The 1,305-nt window shown below is 56.4% G+C and carries 1 rRNA gene; it reads right to left on the bottom strand.

Annotated elements, in window-relative coordinates:
• Nucleotides 1-1,292: ribosomal RNA gene (locus C1I95_RS33980) — 23S ribosomal RNA — on the bottom strand; the annotation flags it as partial.
• Nucleotides 1,293-1,305: the final 13 nt, after the last annotated feature.

Genomic DNA, 1,305 nt, shown 5'->3' with positions numbered 1-1,305 from the left:
CTGCACACCATCCCGAAAGACGATGCGAAGCACACGTGTGAGTGCCACAGCTTCGGCGGTGTACTTGAGCCCCGCTACATTGTCGGCGCGGAACCACTTGACCAGTGAGCTATTACGCACTCTTTAAAGGGTGGCTGCTTCTAAGCCAACCTCCTGGTTGTCTATGCGACCCCACATCCTTTTCCACTTAGCACACGCTTAGGGGCCTTAGCTGGTGATCTGGGCTGTTTCCCTCTCGACTACGAAGCTTATCCCCCGCAGTCTCACTGCCGCGCTCTCACTTACCGGCATTCGGAGTTTGGCTGATTTCGGTAAGCTTGTGGGCCCCCTAGACCATCCAGTGCTCTACCTCCGGCAAGAAACACGCGACGCTGCACCTAAATGCATTTCGGGGAGAACCAGCTATCACGGAGTTTGATTGGCCTTTCACCCCTAACCACAGGTCATCCCCCAACTTTTCAACGTTGGTGGGTTCGGCCCTCCACGCGGTCTTACCCGCGCTTCAGCCTGCCCATGGCTAGATCACTCCGCTTCGGGTCTAGAACATGCGACTCAAACGCCCTCTTCAGACTCGCTTTCGCTACGGCTCCCCCACACGGGTTAACCTCGCCACATGCCACTAACTCGCAGGCTCATTCTTCAAAAGGCACGCCGTCACCCCTAAAGGCTCCGACGGATTGTAGGCGAACGGTTTCAGGTACTATTTCACTCCCCTCCCGGGGTACTTTTCACCATTCCCTCACGGTACTCGTCCGCTATCGGTCACCAGGAAGTATTTAGGCTTACCAGGTGGTCCTGGCAGATTCACGGCAGATTTCAGGAGTCCGCCGCTACTCGGGAACACCCACAGAAGACCAGCTGCTTTCACCTACCGGACTATCACCGTCTACGGTCGGCCTTTCCAGACCATTCAGCTAACAACTGGCTTTGTAACTTCTCCAACAGGTGTCAGCCTGTCGAGCAGGGTCCCACAACCCCGACCACGCAACCCCTGACAGGTATCACACGCAACCGGTTTAGCCTCGATCCGCTTTCGCTCGCCACTACTCACGGAATCACTATTTGTTTTCTCTTCCTACGGGTACTGAGATGTTTCACTTCCCCGCGTTCCCTCCACACACCCTATGAGTTCAGGTGCGGGTGACATCACATGACTGATGCCGGGTTACCCCATTCGGACACCCTGGGATCACAGCTTGGTTGACAGCTCCCCCAGGCCTATCGCGGCCTCCCACGTCCTTCATCGGCTCCTGGTGCCAAGGCATCCACCGTTCGCCCTTGACAACTTGACCACAAAGATGCTCG

Origin of the sequence: Micromonospora craterilacus, from assembly GCF_003236315.1 — a bacterium.
GTDB lineage: Bacteria > Actinomycetota > Actinomycetes > Mycobacteriales > Micromonosporaceae > Micromonospora > Micromonospora craterilacus.
The sequence above is the reverse complement of the archived record's forward strand: the minus strand, read 5'-3'. Positions and strand labels throughout refer to the sequence as shown.